Annotated in this window: 18 protein-coding genes; 7 read left to right on the plus strand and 11 right to left on the minus strand. The window is 65.0% G+C overall.

Features of this window, described 5'->3' with window-relative positions:
* Positions 1 to 12: 12 nt before the first annotated feature.
* From FGL95_RS04915 to FGL95_RS04925, 3 genes are all read right to left on the minus strand, one after another.
* Complete coding sequence (locus FGL95_RS04915) at positions 13 to 3,420, minus strand: pyruvate carboxylase (RefSeq protein WP_169585027.1); 3,408 nt, start codon at positions 3,418 to 3,420, stop codon at positions 13 to 15.
* An 88-nt stretch (positions 3,421 to 3,508) separates the two neighbouring features.
* Positions 3,509 to 5,740 carry an ATP-dependent DNA helicase RecG gene (gene recG / locus FGL95_RS04920; protein ID WP_169585028.1) on the minus strand — a complete coding sequence of 744 codons (2,232 nt, stop codon included), beginning with the start codon at positions 5,738 to 5,740 and terminating at the stop codon, positions 3,509 to 3,511.
* An 8-nt stretch (positions 5,741 to 5,748) separates the two neighbouring features.
* Positions 5,749 to 7,377, minus strand: coding sequence for a DAK2 domain-containing protein (locus FGL95_RS04925; RefSeq protein ID WP_169585029.1), 1,629 nt, complete (start codon positions 7,375 to 7,377; stop codon positions 5,749 to 5,751).
* A gap of 189 nt (positions 7,378 to 7,566) precedes the next feature.
* On the opposite strand from FGL95_RS04925, the gene rpmB reads away from it, so the two are divergent.
* From rpmB to FGL95_RS04945, 4 genes are all read left to right on the plus strand, one after another.
* Positions 7,567 to 7,758 (plus strand): 50S ribosomal protein L28, encoded by a 192-nt coding sequence (rpmB, locus tag FGL95_RS04930; RefSeq protein ID WP_137724282.1) that lies wholly within the window; start codon positions 7,567 to 7,569, stop codon positions 7,756 to 7,758.
* 77 nt (positions 7,759 to 7,835) lie between these two features.
* Complete coding sequence (locus tag FGL95_RS04935) at positions 7,836 to 8,309, plus strand: GNAT family N-acetyltransferase (RefSeq protein WP_169585030.1); 474 nt, start codon at positions 7,836 to 7,838, stop codon at positions 8,307 to 8,309.
* The gene (locus tag FGL95_RS04940; protein WP_169585031.1) at positions 8,306 to 9,091 is read left to right on the plus strand and encodes an enoyl-CoA hydratase-related protein; all 786 of its coding nucleotides are present in this window, start codon (positions 8,306 to 8,308) and stop codon (positions 9,089 to 9,091) included. The genes FGL95_RS04935 and FGL95_RS04940 overlap by 4 nt, the downstream gene beginning before the upstream one ends.
* Positions 9,076 to 10,203, plus strand: a complete 1,128-nt coding sequence (locus FGL95_RS04945) for a BTAD domain-containing putative transcriptional regulator (RefSeq protein WP_169585032.1) — start codon at positions 9,076 to 9,078, stop codon at positions 10,201 to 10,203. The genes FGL95_RS04940 and FGL95_RS04945 overlap by 16 nt, the downstream gene beginning before the upstream one ends.
* A 46-nt stretch (positions 10,204 to 10,249) precedes the next feature.
* Here FGL95_RS04945 and FGL95_RS04950 read toward each other — a convergent pair whose 3' ends face one another.
* Genes FGL95_RS04950 through FGL95_RS04975 form a run of 6 tightly spaced genes read right to left on the minus strand, consistent with a single transcriptional unit; the run spans position 10,250 to position 14,778 of the window.
* The gene (locus FGL95_RS04950) at positions 10,250 to 10,828 is read right to left on the minus strand and encodes a hypothetical protein (RefSeq protein WP_169585033.1); all 579 of its coding nucleotides are present in this window, start codon (positions 10,826 to 10,828) and stop codon (positions 10,250 to 10,252) included.
* A gap of 3 nt (positions 10,829 to 10,831) precedes the next feature.
* Positions 10,832 to 11,716 carry a DUF5336 domain-containing protein gene (locus tag FGL95_RS04955; protein ID WP_169585034.1) on the minus strand — a complete coding sequence of 295 codons (885 nt, stop codon included), beginning with the start codon at positions 11,714 to 11,716 and terminating at the stop codon, positions 10,832 to 10,834.
* 39 nt (positions 11,717 to 11,755) lie between these two features.
* The gene (locus tag FGL95_RS04960) at positions 11,756 to 12,631 is read right to left on the minus strand and encodes an alpha/beta fold hydrolase (protein WP_169585035.1); all 876 of its coding nucleotides are present in this window, start codon (positions 12,629 to 12,631) and stop codon (positions 11,756 to 11,758) included.
* A gap of 32 nt (positions 12,632 to 12,663) precedes the next feature.
* Positions 12,664 to 13,341, minus strand: a complete 678-nt coding sequence (locus FGL95_RS04965) for a uracil-DNA glycosylase (RefSeq protein ID WP_169585036.1) — start codon at positions 13,339 to 13,341, stop codon at positions 12,664 to 12,666.
* 40 nt (positions 13,342 to 13,381) lie between these two features.
* Complete coding sequence (locus tag FGL95_RS04970) at positions 13,382 to 13,831, minus strand: GNAT family N-acetyltransferase (RefSeq protein ID WP_169585037.1); 450 nt, start codon at positions 13,829 to 13,831, stop codon at positions 13,382 to 13,384.
* Entirely contained in the window at positions 13,828 to 14,778 is a 951-nt protein-coding gene (locus FGL95_RS04975; protein ID WP_169585038.1) for a thiamine-phosphate kinase, read from the minus strand. The genes FGL95_RS04970 and FGL95_RS04975 overlap by 4 nt, the downstream gene beginning before the upstream one ends.
* 39 nt (positions 14,779 to 14,817) lie before the next feature.
* On the opposite strand from FGL95_RS04975, the gene FGL95_RS04980 reads away from it, so the two are divergent.
* Together FGL95_RS04980 and FGL95_RS04985 are read left to right on the plus strand one after the other, a co-directional pair.
* The gene (locus FGL95_RS04980; RefSeq protein ID WP_169585039.1) at positions 14,818 to 15,048 is read left to right on the plus strand and encodes an Lrp/AsnC ligand binding domain-containing protein; all 231 of its coding nucleotides are present in this window, start codon (positions 14,818 to 14,820) and stop codon (positions 15,046 to 15,048) included.
* Positions 15,045 to 15,620, plus strand: coding sequence for a DUF3515 family protein (locus tag FGL95_RS04985; RefSeq protein WP_169585040.1), 576 nt, complete (start codon positions 15,045 to 15,047; stop codon positions 15,618 to 15,620). The genes FGL95_RS04980 and FGL95_RS04985 overlap by 4 nt, the downstream gene beginning before the upstream one ends.
* Before the next feature lie 102 nt (positions 15,621 to 15,722).
* On the opposite strand, the gene FGL95_RS04990 is transcribed toward FGL95_RS04985, so the two are convergent.
* The gene (locus tag FGL95_RS04990; RefSeq protein WP_169585041.1) at positions 15,723 to 16,784 is read right to left on the minus strand and encodes a D-alanine--D-alanine ligase; all 1,062 of its coding nucleotides are present in this window, start codon (positions 16,782 to 16,784) and stop codon (positions 15,723 to 15,725) included.
* Between the two features lie 49 nt (positions 16,785 to 16,833).
* A complete protein-coding gene (locus FGL95_RS04995) occupies positions 16,834 to 17,832 on the minus strand; it encodes an NAD(P)H-dependent glycerol-3-phosphate dehydrogenase (RefSeq protein WP_169585042.1) in 999 nt (332 codons plus the stop codon).
* 69 nt (positions 17,833 to 17,901) lie between these two features.
* Here FGL95_RS04995 and cofC point away from each other — a divergent pair, with 69 nt between their 5' ends.
* Entirely contained in the window at positions 17,902 to 18,582 is a 681-nt protein-coding gene (cofC, locus tag FGL95_RS05000; protein WP_169585043.1) for a 2-phospho-L-lactate guanylyltransferase, read from the plus strand.
* Positions 18,583 to 18,629 lie beyond the last annotated feature (47 nt).

Consider the following 18,629-nt stretch of genomic DNA (forward strand, 5'->3'; position numbering starts at 1 on the left):
CTCCGGGCTGAATTATTCTGGGCTGGTTTCCTCACCGACAGTCACCACCGCGAGGAGATCGCCACCCTCGACCTGCTGGACCTTGGAAATCGCGACCCGACTGACCGTTCCACTGCGCGGCGCAGTGATCGCAGCCTCCATCTTCATAGCTTCGATGGTTGCGACCGCATCGCCCGCCTTGATCTTGTCACCCACCGCAATCGAAAGCGTGACGACGCCGGCGAACGGCGCAGGAATATGCGCCGGGTTGGTCTTGTCCGCCTTCTCCGCAGCAGGAACCTCGGACTCGATCGACCGGTCGCGCACCGACACCGGACGCAACTGGCCGTTGATGATGCACATGACGGTCCGCATGCCCCGCTCGTCGGGCTCGGAGATCGCCTCCAGCCCGATCAGCAGCTCGACACCCTGCGAGAGCTCGACCCGGTGTTCCTCGCCACGACGCAGTCCGTAGAAGAACTGATTGGCCGAGAGTCCCGACGTGTCGCCGTACTTCTCGCGGTGCGCCTCGAATTCCTTTGTGGGACCCGGGAACAGAAGACGATTGAGCGTGGCCTGCCGCTCCTTCGACGTACCGGCCAACCCTGCGTCGTCCGCAGCGGTCAACGGTGTCACCGGCTTTGCCTCCGAGCGCCCTTCCAGTGCCCGCGTGCGGAACGGTTCCGGCCAGCCGCCCGCAGGCGTGCCCAGCTCGCCGCGCAAGAAGCCGATCACCGAATCCGGGATGTCGTAGGCGCCGGGGTTGGCCGCGAAATCGTCGACGTCGACACCGGTTCCCACGAGCGCGAGCGCAAGATCACCGACGACCTTCGACGACGGCGTCACCTTCACCAACCGACCCAGCAGCCGGTCAGCTGCGGCGTACTTCGCCTCGACCTCCTCGAACCGGTCGCCGAGCCCGAGCGCGATCGCCTGCTGGCGAAGGTTGGACAGCTGACCACCCGGAATCTCGTGGGTGTACACCCGACCGGTCGGCGCGGGAAGCCCGGATTCGAAGGGCGCGTACACCTTCCGCAGCGCCTCCCAGTACGGCTCCAAGTCGCAGACGGCTTGCAGATTCAGCCCGGTGTCGCGTTCGGTATGCGCAGCGGCGGCCACGATCGCCGACAGCGCGGGCTGGCTCGTCGTGCCCGCCATCGCCGCGCTCGCACCGTCGACCGCGTCCGCTCCCGCCTGCCACGCAGCGAAGTACGTGGCGAGCTGACCACCCGGAGTGTCGTGCGTGTGCACGTGCACCGGGAGGTCGAAGTTACTACGCAACGCCGTGACCAGCGTGGTTGCCGCAGGCGCCCGCAGTAGTCCGGCCATGTCCTTGATCGCGAGCACGTGCGCGCCCGCGTCGACGATCTGCTCGGCCAGCTTCAGGTAGTAGTCCAGCGTGTACAGATTCTCCGCCGGATTGGCAAGGTCACCGGTGTAGCTCATCGCCACTTCGGCTATGGCAGTACCGGTTTCGCGAACCGCGTCGATCGCCGGGCGCATCTGGTCGACGTTGTTCAGCGCGTCGAAGATCCTGAAGATGTCGATACCGGTATCGGTCGCCTCGGAAACGAATGCGCGCGTGACCTTTTCTGGATACGGCGTGTAGCCGACCGTGTTGCGGCCGCGGAGCAACATCTGCAGGCAGATGTTCGGCACCGCTTCACGCAGGGCTGCGAGACGCTCCCATGGGTCTTCGTGCAGGAACCGAAGGGCCACATCGTAGGTCGCGCCGCCCCATGCCTCGATGGACAGCAACTCCGGCGTCAGATGCGCGACGTGCCCGGCGACGCCGAGCAGGCCTGTCGTCCGGACCCGGGTCGCCAGCAACGACTGGTGTGCGTCACGGAACGTCGTGTCGGTGACACCGAGAGCCTTCTGCTCGCGCAGTGCCTTCGCGAAGCCTTCCGGGCCCAACTCGAGCAACCGCTGCCGCGAACCGTTCGGCGGGGCGACCGTGAGGTCGATGGCGGGCAGCTTGTCTTTCGGATAGACCTTCGACGGCCGAGTGCCGTGCGGCTTGTTGACCGTGACGTCTGCAAGGTAGTTCAGAATCTTCGTGCCACGGTCTGCCGAACCACGTTGGGTCAGCAGCTGTGGCCGCTCCTCGATGAACGACGTGGTGACGTTTCCGGCCCCGAAGTCCTCGTCGTCGAGAACCGCCTGTAGGAACGGGATGTTCGTCGATACTCCGCGGATGCGGAACTCCGCCAACGCGCGCCGCGCCCTGGCAACAGCTGTCGGGAAGTCCCGGCCACGACAGGTCAGTTTGACCAGCATCGAGTCGAAGTACGCCGCGACATCGGCGCCCAAGTTCGCGCCGCCGTCGAGCCGGATTCCGGCACCACCGGGCGACCGGTACGCGGTGATGCGGCCGGTGTCGGGCCGGAACCCGTTCGCGGGATCCTCGGTCGTGATGCGGCACTGCAAAGCCGCGCCGCGCAAAACGATCGCGTCCTGGGTCAGCCCCAGGTCGGCGAGCGACTCCCCCGACGCGATGCGAAGCTGCGACTGAACGAGATCGACATCGGTGACCTCCTCGGTCACTGTGTGCTCCACCTGGATTCGTGGATTCATCTCGATGAAGACGTGGTTGCCGCGCTTGTCGAGCAGGAACTCGACAGTCCCTGCGCAGGTGTAGCCGATCTGCTTAGCGAAAGCGACCGCATCGGCGCAGATCTTTGCCCGCACCTCGGACGGCAGATTCGGAGCAGGCGCCAACTCGATGACCTTCTGGTGGCGGCGCTGCACCGAGCAGTCGCGCTCGTAGAGGTGAATCACGTTGCCCTGCTGGTCTGCCAGGATCTGCACTTCGATGTGGCGCGGATCGATGACCGCCTGCTCGAGGAAGACGGTGGGATCACCGAAAGCCGATTCGGCTTCGCGCGCCGCAGCCTCGATCGACTCCTTCAGTTGTTCACGTTCGGCCACGCGCCGCATGCCGCGACCGCCACCACCGGCGACCGCTTTGACGAACAACGGGAACGTCATGTCCTCGGCAGCGGCAAGCAGCTCGTCGACATCTGCAGACGGCTCCGACGACGCGAGCACCGGAAGGCCGGCTGCCTTCGCTGCGGCAATGGCGCGCGCCTTGTTGCCGGTCAGCTCGAGAATCTCCGCCGACGGCCCGACGAAGGTGATGCCTTCGGCCGCACATGCTGCGGCGAGGTCCGGGTTCTCGGAAAGAAAACCGTATCCGGGGTACACCGCGTCTGCCCCGGAACTCTTTGCCGCAGAGACGATCTCCGAGATCGACAGGTACGCCCGCACCGGGTGACCCGTCTCGCCGATCTGGTAGCTCTCGTCGGCCTTCAGCCTGTGCAGCGAGTTTCGATCCTCGTACGGAAAGACAGCGACCGTACCCGCACCGAGTTCGTACGAGGCGCGAAACGCACGGATAGCAATTTCGCCGCGATTGGCTACCAAAACTTTGGAGAACATCGCCTTAACCTACCGGCTCAGAAATCTCTGCTTGCGACCTGTCCGCTCACAAATCGACAGCAATCGCAGTGAGGCCGACCAGTGGGGTTCACGACTTCTCCAAGTACTCCAAGCGCTGCTCATCCAGCGCGGACCGCATCATCGCCGCCAGTCCGGGATGACGTTCCAACCCCGGGTCGTCGGCGACCACCTCGCGTGCGAATTCTTGCGCTGCCGAGATGACTTCGAGGTCGTCCAGCAATGACAACAATCGCAAGGTGGTCACGGTGCCGGACTGTGCCGCACCCAAGATGTCGCCTTCTCGGCGCTGCCGCAGATCGAGCACCGCGAGTTCGAAGCCGTCGTTGGTCGCCGCGACTGCGCGCAGCCGCTCGAACGCCGGACCCACCGGATTCGCCTCACTCAGCAAGATGCACAGACCTTTGTGCCCGCCACGCCCGATCCGACCCCGTAGCTGATGTAGCTGACTCACGCCGAACCGGTCGGCATCGACGATCACCATGACCGTCGCATTCGGCACATCGACACCCACTTCGACGACCGTCGTGCAGACGATGACGTCCAGGGCGCCGTCGTTGAAGCCGCGCATCACGGCGTCCTTCTCGTCGGTCGGCAACCGACCGTGCAGCAGACCGACCCGGACGCCGCGCAACGCGCCGTGCTTCAGTTCCTCGTACATGTCGAGCGCGCTGTGCGTCGTCGGCGGTTCTTTGTCTCCGGTCTTTTCGTCCCCGATCCGGGAACAGACCACGTATGCCTGTCGCCCTGCGGCGACCTCTTCGTTGATGCGCGCCCATGCCCGGTCCACCCAGGCGGGCTTGTCTTTCGCAGGAACCACCGAGGTGACGATCGGCGATCGCCCCCGCGGCAGTTCGCGCAGCGTCGACGTCTCCAGATCGCCGAGGGTCGTCATTGCGATGGTCCGCGGGATCGGCGTCGCGGTCATCACCAGCAGGTGCGGACTGAAGCCGCTCTTCGCCTTGGAGCGAAGGGCGTCGCGCTGCTCGACACCGAAGCGGTGTTGCTCGTCGACCACCACCATGCCGAGATCGAAGAACTCCACGTTGTCCTGAATGAGCGCATGCGTGCCGATGACGATGCCCGCATCACCCGTGACGGCGGCGAGCAATGCGGCACGTTTCGCGGCGGTCGGCATCGATCCGGTCAGCAACACGATGCGCGTCGACTCGTCGGCGGCGCCGAGTTCCCCGCCGGCTCCGAGCGGACCTAGCATGGCGCGTAGCGACCGATAGTGCTGCGCAGCAAGAACTTCCGTAGGCGCGAGCAGGGCGCACTGTTGCCCGGCATCGACGACCTGCAGCATCGCACGCAGTGCGACTACAGTCTTTCCGGACCCGACCTCACCTTGCAGCAGCCGGCTCATCGGGTGCGGCTGCGACAGATCCGCCGAGATCTCGTCGGCCACTTCGTGCTGGCCTTCCGTGAGCTCGAACGGCAGCCGATCCTCGAACGCCGCGGCAATGCCATCGGACCGCGGTGGGCACGACTTGGCCGCGCGCGCCGACATCTCGTTGCGCCGCTGCGCGAGCACCAGTTGGAGCGCCGCCGCCTCGTCGAAACGCAGCCGGCTGCGCGCCTTCTCGACATCGGCCTCGGACTCCGGAAAGTGGATCAGGTGCAGCGCTTCGTCCAGCCCGATCAGGCTGTGCTCGTTGCGAATCCGCGACGGCAGCGGATCTTCGACGGTATCGAGCTGGTCGAAGATCTGCCGGACGCAATGCGCGATGTCCCAGCTCTCGATCTTGCTCGTCGCCGGATACACCGGGAGGAGCTTGCGGTCGAAGATCGACATGTCGACGCCCTGGCCGGGCGCGAGCGCGCTGCGAGCGATTCCAGCGAGGTCGCCACCGCCGCGGACGCGGTCGATCTGGACCGCCGTGTGGTCGGCGACGTCGGGCAAGATCAGATAGCTCGGGTGATTCAGCGACCATCGTTCCCGGAAGTACTTCACCGTGCCGGAGAACATTGCACGCCTACCGGCTTGGACCGCATGTTTGACCTTGTGGGCGTTGAAGAACGTCGCGTCGACCTTCTGCGATTCCGACTGCAGCACGACCTTCAGCATCCAACCGGGCCGATTCTTCATTTTCACCATGTCGGCTTTGACGATGTCGCCGACGATGGTGATGTGCTGACCGTCCGGCGGGTCGCTCTCGGTCAGCGGTTGCCCCTGCGTCGCATAGCGATTCGGGTAATGCCGCAACAAGTCCTCGACCGTTGTGATGCCGAATGCTTCGGCGAGCGGTGTCGCCGCTTTGGCGCCGAGGAGCAGGTCCAGACGATCAGCCAGCACAGCCATCCCAACCCCTACTCGACGCCGAGTTGAAGGAGATCACCCTGCTGATCTCCGGAATAGATCATGACTTCGACGCCCTGGTGGTTCTTTTCCACATGCGCGGCAAGATGATTCACGAGCTCGACGGTCGCGTGCGCCCCGACCAGCATCGTCACGAGCTCGCCGCCGAGGCCGAGAACACGGTCTAGCAGCTGGGTCCCGGCAAGTTGAACATCGCGCTCGATCACAACGACCTCGTGACCGATCAAACCGAGACCGTCGCCCGCCTCACACGTGCCGACGAGCGTGAGAGCGCGACCGGGGGCGACTCGCAGCGAGCCCCAGCGCGTGCTCGACGCCGCTTCCGACATGGCGAATGCATCATCGACGGCGATCCGCATCGAGTCGTGCACGGCGACCGCCGCGAGGCCTTGCACCATCGATGACGTCGGAAGCAGCAACACGTCCTTGGACGCATCACGTGCGGCGACACCGACCGCCACCAACTCCTGGGCGGACAACGCGCCGTTCGGCAACACGAGGACCTCACGGTTGTCCATCGCTCGGATTGCGGCAAGCAGCGTGGGCGCGCTGATCGGTTGATCGCAGCGCAGGACGGTCACGCCTTCGCTTTCGTACAACTGCGCTGCGCCGTCGCCCTCGACAACCGCGAGGAGGCCGCGGTCGGCCAACCCGGCCAGTGGCTTCGGGAGGGACCGCTGGGCGTCGGCGCGGTCGAGTGCGAAGCAGTTGACGCGAACTTGATGAATGCGACCGGACGCAATTCCCGCCTCGATCGCAGCACCTGCATCGCGGCAGTGGACGTGTGCGGACCAGCACGCGCCGCCGTCGCTGACGATGATCACCGAGTCGCCGATTTCGCCGAGCCGCTTGCGCAGAGCCGATATCCGCAGCTCGTCGGTGTCGCTGAGCAGATACATCACTTCGTAGTCCTGCACGACCGTCGGGTCCAGACTTCGAGCGTCGTCGACGGGAGCGGCGTCGTGCGACCGAACGAAGCGTGGCCGGTGCGGCGCCTCGCCCGTGATCACCGTCACGAGTGCGTCGAGCAGAACGACCAGCCCGAGACCGCCCGCATCGACCGCGCCCGCCTCCGCGAGCACTGCGAGCTGGCCGGGCGTCCGCTCCAGGGCGTCGACAGCAGCGTCCGCGGCGGCAGTGGCGATTTCGGCAATCGAGGCGTCGGCCTCGCATCGACGCGCGGCTGCGCCCGCCTGGTCGAGCACGGTGACGATCGTTCCTTCGACCGGCACACTGACGGCGCTGCGCACAAGGACGGCGGCAGCATCGAGGGCGTCCCGCAGCGCGGTGGCGTCGAGCGGACCGTTCACAGTCGAGTCGGCGATACCGCGCATGACCTGCGAAAGAATGATTCCGGAATTGCCGCGCGCGCCCGTGGTCGCGCCTCTGGCCATTGCCGTCGCAACATCATGAGCGCTCGTCGCGTCCGGTGTGAGTGCCTCGACAGCCGCGACCGCGGAGCGCATGGTGAACAGGAGGTTGGTACCCGTGTCGGAATCGGGGATCGGGAACACGTTGAGGTCGTTGATCTCCTCGCAGTGCGCGACGAGCCCGTCCACACATGCGTGTGCCCATCGTGTGACGGCGGCACCGTCCAGCGCATTCAGGGCCTCGACCACCTCGCCACATTAACGAAGCCGACCGACGGCCGCCGCGTGCGTTCGCCGGTTTGGTGGATCCGGCGGCGTGCGGCTACTCTTGCAGGGTTGCCTCGCGCAGGGTGGGAGTTGGTTCCCCGGTGCTCGCAGGCCACCTAGGCTCGATCCAAGACACGCTAGATCCATCCAAGATATGAGGAGTTCGCGACTATGGCTGCCGTCTGTGACGTTTGCGCCAAGGGCCCCGGCTTCGGTAAGTCGGTCTCGCACTCGCACCGGCGCACAAACCGTCGCTGGAACCCGAACATTCAGACTGTTCGCGCCCAGGTTGCCCCAGGCAACACCAAGCGACTGAATGTGTGCACATCCTGCTTGAAGGCGGGCAAGGTCGTTCGCGGCTGACCCGTTCTTTTCGCTCGATCCCTGTGGCCTGACGCTTTCGCGTCAGGCCATAGTTGTCTTCGGTCCATAGTTGTCCCATGTGGCAGATCCGCGAACTGACCGCCGACCTCATCAGAAGCGCCGCCGAATGCCACATCGCATCGTGGCAGGAGTCCTATCGCGGCATAGTCCCGGACCACGTTCTCGACGCATTCGACATCGACGAACGCGCCGCGATGTGGGAGCGCCGACTTGCCGACCATCCCCACGCAACACAGGTTGCGGTCGAAGATGGCGCAGTCATCGGTTTCGCCACTGCCAGTCCGCACGAATTGCATGCGTTGTATGTCCGCCGCTATCGGCACGGTTCCGGCGTCGCGGATGAATTGATCGGTGCCGCGATCGGTGCTCGACCGTGTTCGTTGTGGGTGTTCGAGGCCAATCCGCGCGCGCAAGCGTTCTATCGGAAACACGGATTCGTACCCGCTGGGGAGCGGAAGATAGAGCCGTTCAGCGGAGCTATGGAGATCCGAATGGTCCGATTCAACGACGACGATAAGCTTGAGCAGTGACGACCACCGAAACCCGAGAGTACGTGCAGATCTCCGACGGAATCTTGCAGATCACCATCTCGACGGCTGCCAAAGGCACCTCGCTCGATTTCGCGGGAATCAACCAAGGCACGGCGGCGCTGCAGGCGATCGACGCCAGCATCGGTGCGGTGTTGCTGGTGGGGGCAGGTGGCAATTTCTGTGCAGGCGGTGACGTCCGTGCGTTCTCCCAGGCGCCGGAGCGGGGGGCGTATGTCGGCGGATTAGCGGCCGACCTGCACGCCTTCGTTCGCGCTTTGGAGGCCGCACCGGTGCCGGTCGTCGTCGGAGTCCACGGCTGGGCCGCCGGTGCCGGCATGAGCCTGGTCTGCGCCGCCGATATCGCGATCGGCGGTCCAGGCACTCGCTTGAAGCCGGCGTACACCGGAATCGGGTTCACACCGGACGGCGGTATGTCGTGGACCTTGCCACGCATCGTCGGCGTGTCCCGGGCAAAAGAGATCATCCTGACGAACGCGACCGTGACCGGCGAGGAAGCCGTGCAGCTCGGCATCCTGAGCCGGATCGTCGAAGACGCAGAAGTCGGTGCGGAGGCTGCCAAGGTTGCGCGTGCTATCAGTGCGGGGCCACGGTCCGCGTATGCCGGCATCAGAACGCTGCTCGCGGCGTCGCCCGACAGCACATTGTCCGAGCAACTCGACCTCGAGGCGGAGGCTATTTCACGGTCCGCCGACAGCCCGACCGGGCGCGAGGGAGTCGATGCATTCGTCGAAAAGCGTGAGCCACATTGGCAACTGAGTTGACCCCCCAACGCCTGGGGTTCGAAGTACTCGGGCCCGTGCAGGTCACGATCGACGACGTCCCGCAGAACCTCGGAGGCGTCAAGCCCCGTGCCGTGCTGGCGAAGCTCATCACTCAGCGCAACCAGGTCGTGTCGGCGGAAGCGCTCGCGGACGCCGCATGGGACGGCAACCCGCCTGCCATGTTTCGCAACCACTTGCAGGTGGCGATTGCCAAGCTGCGCAAGGTGTTACAGACGGCGGGGTTCGACCCGATGCGCGTGCTCGCTACTGCGCCGCCCGGGTACCGCCTCGTCGTCGAGGAACAGCAATGCGACGCTGCGCGGTTTGCGGCGCTGAAGAACACCGGTCATCAGCACGCCGCCGCAGGACGTTACGAGGACGCTAGTGCGGCGTTCAGCGCCGCGCTCGCCGAGTGGAAGGGTCCGGCGCTGGCGGACCTACGCGGTCTTCGTTTCGCCGACGACTACGCCGCACCCATCGACGACGAGCGACTCGCGACGCAGATCGTGCGCGCCGAAGCCGAAATCGCTTGTGGACGGCCGACGTTGGTGCTCAACGAGCTTTCGTCGCTCGCAGGCATACACCCGCTGCACGAACCGCTGTGGCAGCAGTTGATCGCTGCGCTCTACCTTGCCAATAGACCGTCCGACGCGCTGGAAGCCTGCCGTCGACTGCGCCGGGCCCTCGACGACGAACTCGCAGTCGACCCGAGCCCCGCGATCCAAGACCTCGAGTTGCGAATCCTTCGCCAAGAGCCGCTGGAGAGTAAGGCGCCATCGACGTCGCAGGACCTCGGCAAGACCGTTGTGAAGCACCGAAACACCCGTCGGGCACAGCTTCGGGACCGTTCAGGCCAAGTGACACCGATCGGCGACGGCACTCTCCGCATCGGCCGCGCACCGGACAACAACGTCGTTCTCCGCGACGACCAGGTCAGCCGCTACCACGCCGCGATCGTCCAAAGCCCTGCAGGCATCTTGATCCGCGACCTGTGGTCGTCCAACGGCGTGTACGTCCGCGGCAACCAGGTCTTCGAAAGCGCGATGCTCAACAACGGCGACGAAATCGAAATCGGCAGCACAACTTTCGTCTTCGAGCTGCTGGAGGCCTAACTCACCCCTCGTGAGTCTTTTTGGAGTCTATAGACTCCAAAAAGACTCACGAGGGTTGTGGCGCTTCGGGTGCGACGAAGTATCCCCAGATCGATATCGCCGAGGAGAATGCCAGGGCGATGAGGACGAAGATGAGGCCGAGGCCTACGTCCAGACCGCCGACATTCGAGGCGTCCGACAGCTCGTCGGACATGTCGGGCATGTCGAATTCCACCGACGTCACCGGTGACCGCAACGCAGTGACCAGCGCCAAGGCGAGCGCGACGACCGACACCGCGGCCGCGCCACCCATCAGCTTCTTCGTTCCGCCGCGAATCGCTTGCGCCGCACCGAGAACGCCGGACAGCACCAAGGCGAACGGTGCTGCCGCCGCAGCGAGCAGCCCGGCAGAATTCCAGTCGTAGAACCCGAGCGAGATCGTCAGCTCGGACGCCTTGAGCATGTCTATGTCGTCGTCGCTGAAATCGGAGTCGAAACTGCTACCGATGTCCGCGCCATCGATCGTCGACGTGAAGATCGGCAGCAGCGTCGAGAAGAACCCGAGGATGCCCACGACGGCGAGCGCGATCGCGAGGATGCGCAAGACCGGCACCGTCGACCGTGGAGGCGCAATCGAATAGGTCATCGGTTACCACCGCGGCTGTTGCGGCGGACCCTGCTGCCACTGCTGTTCGGGTGAAAACTGCTGCGCAGGAGTGAACGGCGGCTGCTGTGCAGGCGGTTGCTGGAACGGAGCAGGCTTCGGAGGTTTGTCCTGTGCGAGGAACAAGACCACACCACCGGCAGCGGCGATGATGCCGAGCACGAACGACAGGATCAGCCCGATGCCGGGCGAGATCGACAGGACCGAGCCGATCAGGCTGTCCAGACTCTTTCCGTCCGTTGAGTCTTCGAATTCGCGTGCCAGCCCGCCGGTGAGCTCGATTCCCGGGAGCGGATCGCTGAACATCAGTGCCAACGAAATCAACGTCGCGGAAAGCGCCAGTAAGGCAGGCAATCCCGTGGGGCGCGTACGCACATTGCTGATCACCGGAATTGCGGACAACCCCGCGAGCAACAACAGGATCGGAATCGCAACGGCAATCGTGGGCGCATTGAACGGAATGGTGTCGTAGAAACCCATCCCGATTTTGACCGAGCCGCTCGGAATGTCTTCGGAGTCACTGATTTTCGACGGCGTCACGGTGGTCGTATAGAGCGAGAACAACGACGCGACCAGTCCCAGAATGCCAGCTACCGCCACAGCGACTGCGGCGATGCGATGCAACGGCCACGCACTCGGACCCTGCGGTACCTGCGGGTATGGCTGCTGCGCAAACTGCTGCGGCGGCCCGAACTGCTGCGATGGCGGCCCGAACTGCTGCTGGGGCGGGTATTGCTGCGGCTGTTGCTCGATTTGCGGTTGCCAGCCGCTCGGCGGAGATTGGTGAATCTCGGTTTGCGAGTTCGACCCATAGAACTGCGTAGCGTCCTGCGACGGAACGGCAGAATGCGGCTGCTCCCCTTGCGTCATGTCATCTCCATGTGCGTCCACCCACCCGGGTGTCCGACACTACCGAGCGCGTGCCGCGTTAGCCAACACGAAGTCGCACACGGCGTCGGTGAAAGCGTCGTTGTCATCGGCGGCCGCAGTATGGGCCGCGCCGGACAATTCGACGAACTCCGCATGCGGCACGAGCGCCCGGAATTCGTCGACATTGCTTTCGCTCACGACGTCGGAAAGCTTTCCGCGCACAAGCAATACGGGAATCGTCAGCTCCCTCGCCGCCGCCTCCAACTCGAGCACGGCGTCTTCCATGATCTCGCCGCGGTCGGCGATCATTTCGGGATCCCAATGCCAGTACCAACGGCCGTCTTCGCGCCGACGAAGGTTTCGCGCCAATCCATCCGTAGCGGAGGGGCGGGGTCGATGCGGTAGGTAGGCGGCGATCGCATCGGCTGCCTCATCGAGCGTGGCGAAGCCCTCGTGGTGGGCGCGAAGAAAATCGATCACCCGGGAGACTCCCGCTTCTTCCGGTCGCGGGACGACGTCGACGAGCACGATTCCGGTGAGCCGGTCCGGGCCGACGCGAGTCGACATGATGAGAGAGGTCAAGCCGCCCATGCTGGCACCGACCACGATGGCAGGTGCGCCGAGCTGGTCGAGGACCGCTTCGACGTCGGCCGCCAACGTCGCGCGCCGGTAGTCGCCGTCGGGCGCCCACTCGCTTTCGCCGTGCCCTCGCGCGTCGAGAGCAACGACTCGCAGACCGTTCGCGGCCAGCGCAGCGCCGGTCGATTTCCAGGAATGACGCGTCTGACCACCGCCGTGCAGCATGAGCACCAGCGGTGCGTCGGTAGCGCCCCACGCGTCGCCGACCAGCTCGATCCCACCCGTACCGCGGAACGTCACACGGACCGGCGTTGCGACATCGTTGCCTACGCTCATCAATCGAGCATGTCATACGGCGTATAACAACGCTAGGGCAGCTGCCAATCGATCGGTTCGGCGCCGAGTTCGTCCAACAATTCGTTGGCCCGCGAGAACGGCCGCGACCCGAAGAAGCCCCGCGACGCCGACAGCGGTGACGGGTGCGCCGACTCGATCGAAGGAACGTCGCCGAGCAATGACTTGAGCGTCGACGCGTCGCGCCCCCATAGGATTGCGACGAGCGGATCCGGCCGATCGACGAGTGCACGGATCGCTTGTTCGGTGACGGCCTCCCAGCCTTTACCTCGGTGCGACGCGGGCGTCCCGGGCTGAACGGTCAGCACTCGGTTGAGCAGGAGAACACCGCGTTGCGCCCATGTCGTGAGGTCGCCGTTCGACGGTCGCGGGAAACCGAGGTCCTTGATGTACTCGGAATAGATGTTCTCCAGACTCCGCGGCAGCGGCCGCACCTCTGGCGCGACCGAAAAGCTCAGCCCGACAGCATGTCCCGGTGTTGGATACGGATCTTGCCCGACGATCAGGACGCGCACGTCGTCGAACGGCTGGGTGAACGCGCGCAAGACGTTCCCTCCCGCGGGGAGATAGCCGCGACCGGAAGCGTTCTCGGCCCGAAGGAACTCACCCATGGCGCTGATCTGATCGGCGACCGGAGCCAGCGCCCTCGCCCACCCTGCCTCGACGACCTGATCGAGTGGCTTGCCCGGCATCAGCCGAGTCCACCTGTGTTGAAAGCCATGCAGTTCCCTCTCACGCGAGCGCTTTACCTAAGCAATGGGACGATCCGGTGTGACTGTAATAGCCGAACTTCTCGATCTCGACGTACCCGGCCGACCGATAGAGCGCCAACGCCTCCGGCTGCGCACTGCCCGTCTCGAGCACTAGCCGCGCCCGCCCGGCCGCGCGTGCGGTCGCCTCCAACTCAGCCAACAGCCGCCGAGCGACGCCGCGGCGCTGATGGGGCGGCCGTACATACATCCGCTTGAGCTCGGCATCCTCGCCACGGGACCGCCAACCACCCATGCCGACGGCGGTCTCCCCGATCTTGGCAACCAGGAACACCCCCGCCGGGGCGCGGAACTGGCCGGCGACCAAAGGCGTCTCGTCCGGTCCGCCGTAGCGGCGCTGATATTCGGCCTGCAGCTCTGTGTTCAGCTCGACAACCGTCGGGTCGTCGAGATCTGCCACGTCGAACGTCACTTCCCGAAGCTCCGCCAACCCACGCTCCCCTGCCACTCCTTGCCGTCGACGGTGACGCCGCCGCCCTCGCCGACCGTACCGATCGCAACCCAGCCCTCGGGGACGACGGCGTCGCCGGGGAACGTGGCCGCGAGCGCATGATCTTCACCGCCGGTCAGGAGCCATGCCAGCTCGTCGACACCGAGATCCACTGCAGCAGAATTCAATACAGCATCTCCGGTGAGGGCTGCCGACGAGACATCGATCGAAACACCTGAGGCGCTTGCGATGTGGCCCAGATCGGCGAGCAAGCCGTCCGACACATCCGTCATGGCGGTCGCGCCAGCACCGGCAGCGACGGGGCCTTGCGAGTACGGCGGCATCGGAACACGATGGGCAGCAAGCAATTCCGGTGCACCGTCGCGATCGGCAGCCAGCAGCGCCAAGCCGCCGGCCGAACGACCCAGCCGCCCACACACTGCGACGACGTCGCCGACGCGTGCACCCGACAGCAAGACCGGCGAGCGTCCCTCCAGATCGCCGAGTGCCATGACCGAAATCACCAACTGATCCGATTCGACCAGGTCGCCGCCGACAATCGCGGCACCGACCACGGCCGCTTCGGCCCACAGGCCCTCGGTGAGCCCGTCAGTCACCGTCAACGGCGTGGATGGTGGGCAGCCCAATGCGACGAGATATGCCGTCGGGCGGGCACCCATCGCCGCGATATCGGCACCGTTCTGCGCGATGGCTTTTCGACCGATCTGCTCAGGTGTCGACCACTCGAGCCGAAAGTGCTTGCCCTCCACCAACATATCGGTCGTTGCAACGACGCGGCCGTCCGGCGCCGCCACCACAGCAGCGTCGTCGCCCGGACCGACGAGCGTGGTCGCCGGCTGGACCCTGCCCTGGGTCGCGCGGTCGATCACGGTGAATTCACCCGCTTCGCCGACCGTCTCGTCTCGCATGCTTGGGAAGGATAGTTGCTGCTGCGGTACCGTCTACCAGTGGTCGAGGCATTCATATTGGTCCAAACCGACGTCGGCAAGGCGAGTCAGGTCGCCGGCAAAATCGCGCTGTTGCCGGGTATCCGGACTGCGGAAGACGTGGTCGGTCCCTATGACGTCATCGCTCGTGCCAGCGCGGATTCCGATTCTGCCCTCGCCGAAGTCGTCACGGCTGTGCAAGCGATCGACGGGATCACGCGCACACTGAACTGCACGGTGGCGGGTTCGTGACCGAGACCGCCGACGAAGACGAGAAGCGAGCCAAGCACCGCTATCCACCCGCGTTGATCGCCTCGGCCGTCGCGTTGCCGGTCGCCTTGGTGGTCGGCGTCGTCGTCGCTGCGGTGATTGCGAACAAGTCCCCAGCCAAAGAGCCCGTCGTCCTCGGCACCGTGCCTGCGCCGAAGGCCACCAGCCAGGAATGCCAGGCCCTGATCGCCGCGCTCCCGAACGAGCTCGGCGACTATTCGAATGCTGAGCTGTCAGCGGATGCACCGCCAGCCACCAAAGCGTGGCAATCGGCGGACGGAGGCGAACCGATCGTCGCTCGCTGCGGCCTCGACCGTCCGCTGGAATTCACCGTGGGCGCGGCATTGCAGGACGTCAACATGGTGACCTGGTTCAAAATCGACGGCGCAGCTCAACAGCTGAATGCCAGCACGTGGTTCGCCGTCGACCGTGCCGTCTATGTTGCGCTCACTCTGCCCAACGGCACGGGCCCGACACCGGTCCAACTGGTATCCGAGGCGATCAAAAAGGCGTTGCCGGCGGTCACTCCCGACCCCGCTCCCCTGCCGAACTGACGTCCCGCTCCTAGGCCGCTCGCGCCGCAAGGCACATTGTTCGACGCAGACGCAATTGCGCCTGCGTCGAACAAAAGGGTCTGCGGGGCCCCAGTCGCGGTATCAGCGAAGGCCGGTACCGCGCGCCAGCGCAGTGTCGATGAGCGTGGAGACCAGCGTCGAGTAGTCGATGCCTGCGGCTTCCCACATCTGCGGATACATGCTGATCGACGTGAATCCTGGCATCGTGTTGATCTCGTTGATCACCGGTCCGTCGGCGGTGACGAAGAAGTCGACTCGTGCGAGCCCCTGGCAGTCGAGCGCTGCGAAGGCGCGCACTGCGAGCGCGCGGACTTCCTCGCTGACCGCATCGTCGAGCTTCGCTGGCACGTCGAACTCGCAGACGTCATCGAGATATTTCGTGTCGAAGTCGTAGAAGGCGCCGTCGTCACCTGACGAATCAGGCATCCGGATCTCGGCTACGACGCTCGCCTCGACGCGACCGTCGGGAAATTCGAGCACGCCGCATTCGACTTCGCGCCCGTGAATTGCTGCTTCGACTATCACCTTGGGGTCGTGCTTACGCGCTTCGGCAATCGCAGCATCCAAGTCGGACCAGGACGCCACCCGCGAGATGCCGATGGACGAGCCACCCCGAGCAGGTTTGACGAACACCGGAAGGCCGAGTCGGTCCTTTTCCTGTTCCGTCAACGTCGGCGTATTGCGCCGGAGCACCACCTGATCGCCGATCGGAAGCCCCTCGGCGGCAAGCAGTTTCTTCGTGAATTCCTTGTCCATGCCCGCAGCGCTCGCCAGCACGCCCGGACCGACATAGGGGACGTCGGCAAGTTCGAGCAGCCCCTGGACGGTGCCATCCTCGCCATACGCACCGTGCAGGATCGGGAAGACGACGTCGACGGACTCGGCGAGCAGTGCGGGGTCCGCGGTCAACGCAAGCGCAGGACCAGAGGAGTCGACGCTGGGCAACTTGCGGTCCCGGATGGCAAGCGAGTGCGGATCTGCATCGCCGACCACCCACGCGCCTTCCTTGGTGATGCCGATCGGCACAGCCTCGAATCGCTCCGGATCCAAATGCCGCAGCACACTGCCTGCAGAAACGCAGGAAACGGCGTTCTCGTTGCTTCGGCCGCCGAACAGCACGGCTACCTTGATCCGGTTGGTCACGACACAAACGGTACCGCCGGGGGCGGTGGAGCAACGACTCGACGCCGCGCTACTCCGGCTTGATGCGTCGGCCCAACAGCATGCCGATCGCTTCTTCGACTTCCATGCCTTCGTGACAGATGCGGTGCACAGCCTCTGTCAGCGGCATCTCGACGTCGTAGCTCTCCGACAATGCCCGCACCGACGTGCAGGACTTCACGCCTTCGGCGACTTGGCCGTGCGCCGCTTTCTGTGCTCGCTCCATCGAGCCGCCCTCGCCGAGCACGTGACCGAAGGACCTGTTGCGTGACAAAGGCGACATACAGGTGGCGACGAGGTCGCCGACCCCGGCGAGACCGGCCAAGGTGGCAGGCTTGGCGCCGAGCGCGACGCCGAGCCTGGTGATCTCGGCCAGCCCGCGAGTGATCATGCTCGCAATCGTGTTGTCGCCCATTCCCATTCCCGACGCGATTCCACAGGCGATGGCAATCACGTTCTTGCAGGCGCCCCCGACTTCACAGCCGATCACGTCGGAGTTGGTGTAAGGGCGGAAGTATTTTGTCGCACAGGCCTTTTGAACTGCGATAGCGCGCGCGGAATCGCTGCACGCGATCACCGTTGCGGCGGGCTGGCGGGCCGCGATCTCTCTGGCGAGGTTCGGACCGGACAGCACGGCGATGCGCTCGGGCTCGGCCCCCGAGACCGCGGCGATCACCTGGCTCATCCGAAGCAGCGTGCCGCTCTCGACACCCTTGGCGAGGCTGAGCAGGGTCGCGTCTTTGGGGATGGAGTCCTTCCACTCAGCGAGGTTCTGCCGCAGCGTCTGCGACGGCACGGCCAGAACCACGATCGACGAGTCGGCCAGCGCAACGAGTGGATCGGTGGTCGCAGTAACTGTCGCGGGCAGCCCGAAGCCGCGCAGGTAGAAAGGGTTTTCGTGCTCGTTGGTGATCGTGTCGGCAACCTCGCCACGGCGAGCCCACATCGTGACGTCGGTACCGGCCTCCGCCAGCACTTTGGTAAAGGCGGTCCCCCAGGAACCCGCGCCGAGTACAGCCACCTTCGTCATGCCGCTCGCTCCATTCGACTTTGAACGCGATTGCCGGACCACAGTATCGCTACTGGCAGGATTGGGTATATGCACTCGGTTCACGCTCTTATTGCCGTCAAGGATTTGGCGCGGGCAAAGAGCCGACTTGCCGGTGCGTTCACACCTGCCGACCGCGAACGGCTCGTCCTTGCGATGTTGCACGATTCGCTGGCCGCGGCCCGTCAGGTCGAACCGATCGCCTCCCTCACGGTCGTGACCCCGGATTCGACAGTCGCACAGTCGGCACACGAATTCGGGGCAGACGTCTATCCGGAGCCGCCTGCCGATTCGACCGACGACGCGCAGCGGTTGAACGACGCTCTGTCGCACGCAGCGGCAAATTTACGAGAGCGGCTCGGAGCGGTGGATCTCCTCGCGTTGCAAGCGGACCTCCCCGCGTTGCGGCCGAGCGAGCTGACTGCGGCAATCGAGGCGGCGCACGAGTATTCCCGCTCCTACATCGTCGATCATCACGGCACTGGTACGTCGGCGTTGTTGCTGCACGATCCCACCACCGCGCTGGAGCCGAAGTTCGGTGCCGCGTCAGCGCTGCGGCACGCCGAAACCGGCGCCCACCCGCTCGCGGGAGACTGGCCAGGGCTACGCCTCGACGTCGACACCGTCGAAGACCTGCGACTGGCAGCCAAGCTAGGCCTCGGCGTCGCAACGCGGGAATTGTTGACCGAACTCGGCTGGCCCGATCCCGATTCTCGAGAAAGTTCATCTTGATTCGATCCGACAAACTTCTCCCACGTGGGTGAAGTGGTGGATGATCG

The organism is Antrihabitans stalactiti (assembly GCF_012932915.1).
GTDB lineage: Bacteria > Actinomycetota > Actinomycetes > Mycobacteriales > Mycobacteriaceae > Antrihabitans > Antrihabitans stalactiti.

Excerpts from the sequence above, each read along its gene's own strand:
- FGL95_RS04915 (WP_169585027.1), bottom strand. The coding sequence starts at position 3,420 with ATGTTCTCCAAAGTTTTGGTAGCCAATCGCGGCGAAATTGCTATCCGT.
- recG (WP_169585028.1), bottom strand. The coding sequence starts at position 5,740 with ATGGCTGTGCTGGCTGATCGTCTGGACCTGCTCCTCGGCGCCAAAGCG.
- rpmB (WP_137724282.1), top strand. The coding sequence starts at position 7,567 with ATGGCTGCCGTCTGTGACGTTTGCGCCAAGGGCCCCGGCTTCGGTAAG.
- FGL95_RS04935 (WP_169585030.1), top strand. The coding sequence starts at position 7,836 with ATGTGGCAGATCCGCGAACTGACCGCCGACCTCATCAGAAGCGCCGCC.
- FGL95_RS04950 (WP_169585033.1), bottom strand. The coding sequence starts at position 10,828 with ATGACCTATTCGATTGCGCCTCCACGGTCGACGGTGCCGGTCTTGCGC.
- FGL95_RS04955 (WP_169585034.1), bottom strand. The coding sequence starts at position 11,716 with ATGACGCAAGGGGAGCAGCCGCATTCTGCCGTTCCGTCGCAGGACGCT.
- FGL95_RS04960 (WP_169585035.1), bottom strand. The coding sequence starts at position 12,631 with ATGAGCGTAGGCAACGATGTCGCAACGCCGGTCCGTGTGACGTTCCGC.
- FGL95_RS04965 (WP_169585036.1), bottom strand. The coding sequence starts at position 13,341 with ATGCCGGGCAAGCCACTCGATCAGGTCGTCGAGGCAGGGTGGGCGAGG.
- FGL95_RS04975 (WP_169585038.1), bottom strand. The coding sequence starts at position 14,778 with ATGCGAGACGAGACGGTCGGCGAAGCGGGTGAATTCACCGTGATCGAC.
- FGL95_RS04995 (WP_169585042.1), bottom strand. The coding sequence starts at position 17,832 with ATGACGAAGGTGGCTGTACTCGGCGCGGGTTCCTGGGGGACCGCCTTT.
- cofC (WP_169585043.1), top strand. The coding sequence starts at position 17,902 with ATGCACTCGGTTCACGCTCTTATTGCCGTCAAGGATTTGGCGCGGGCA.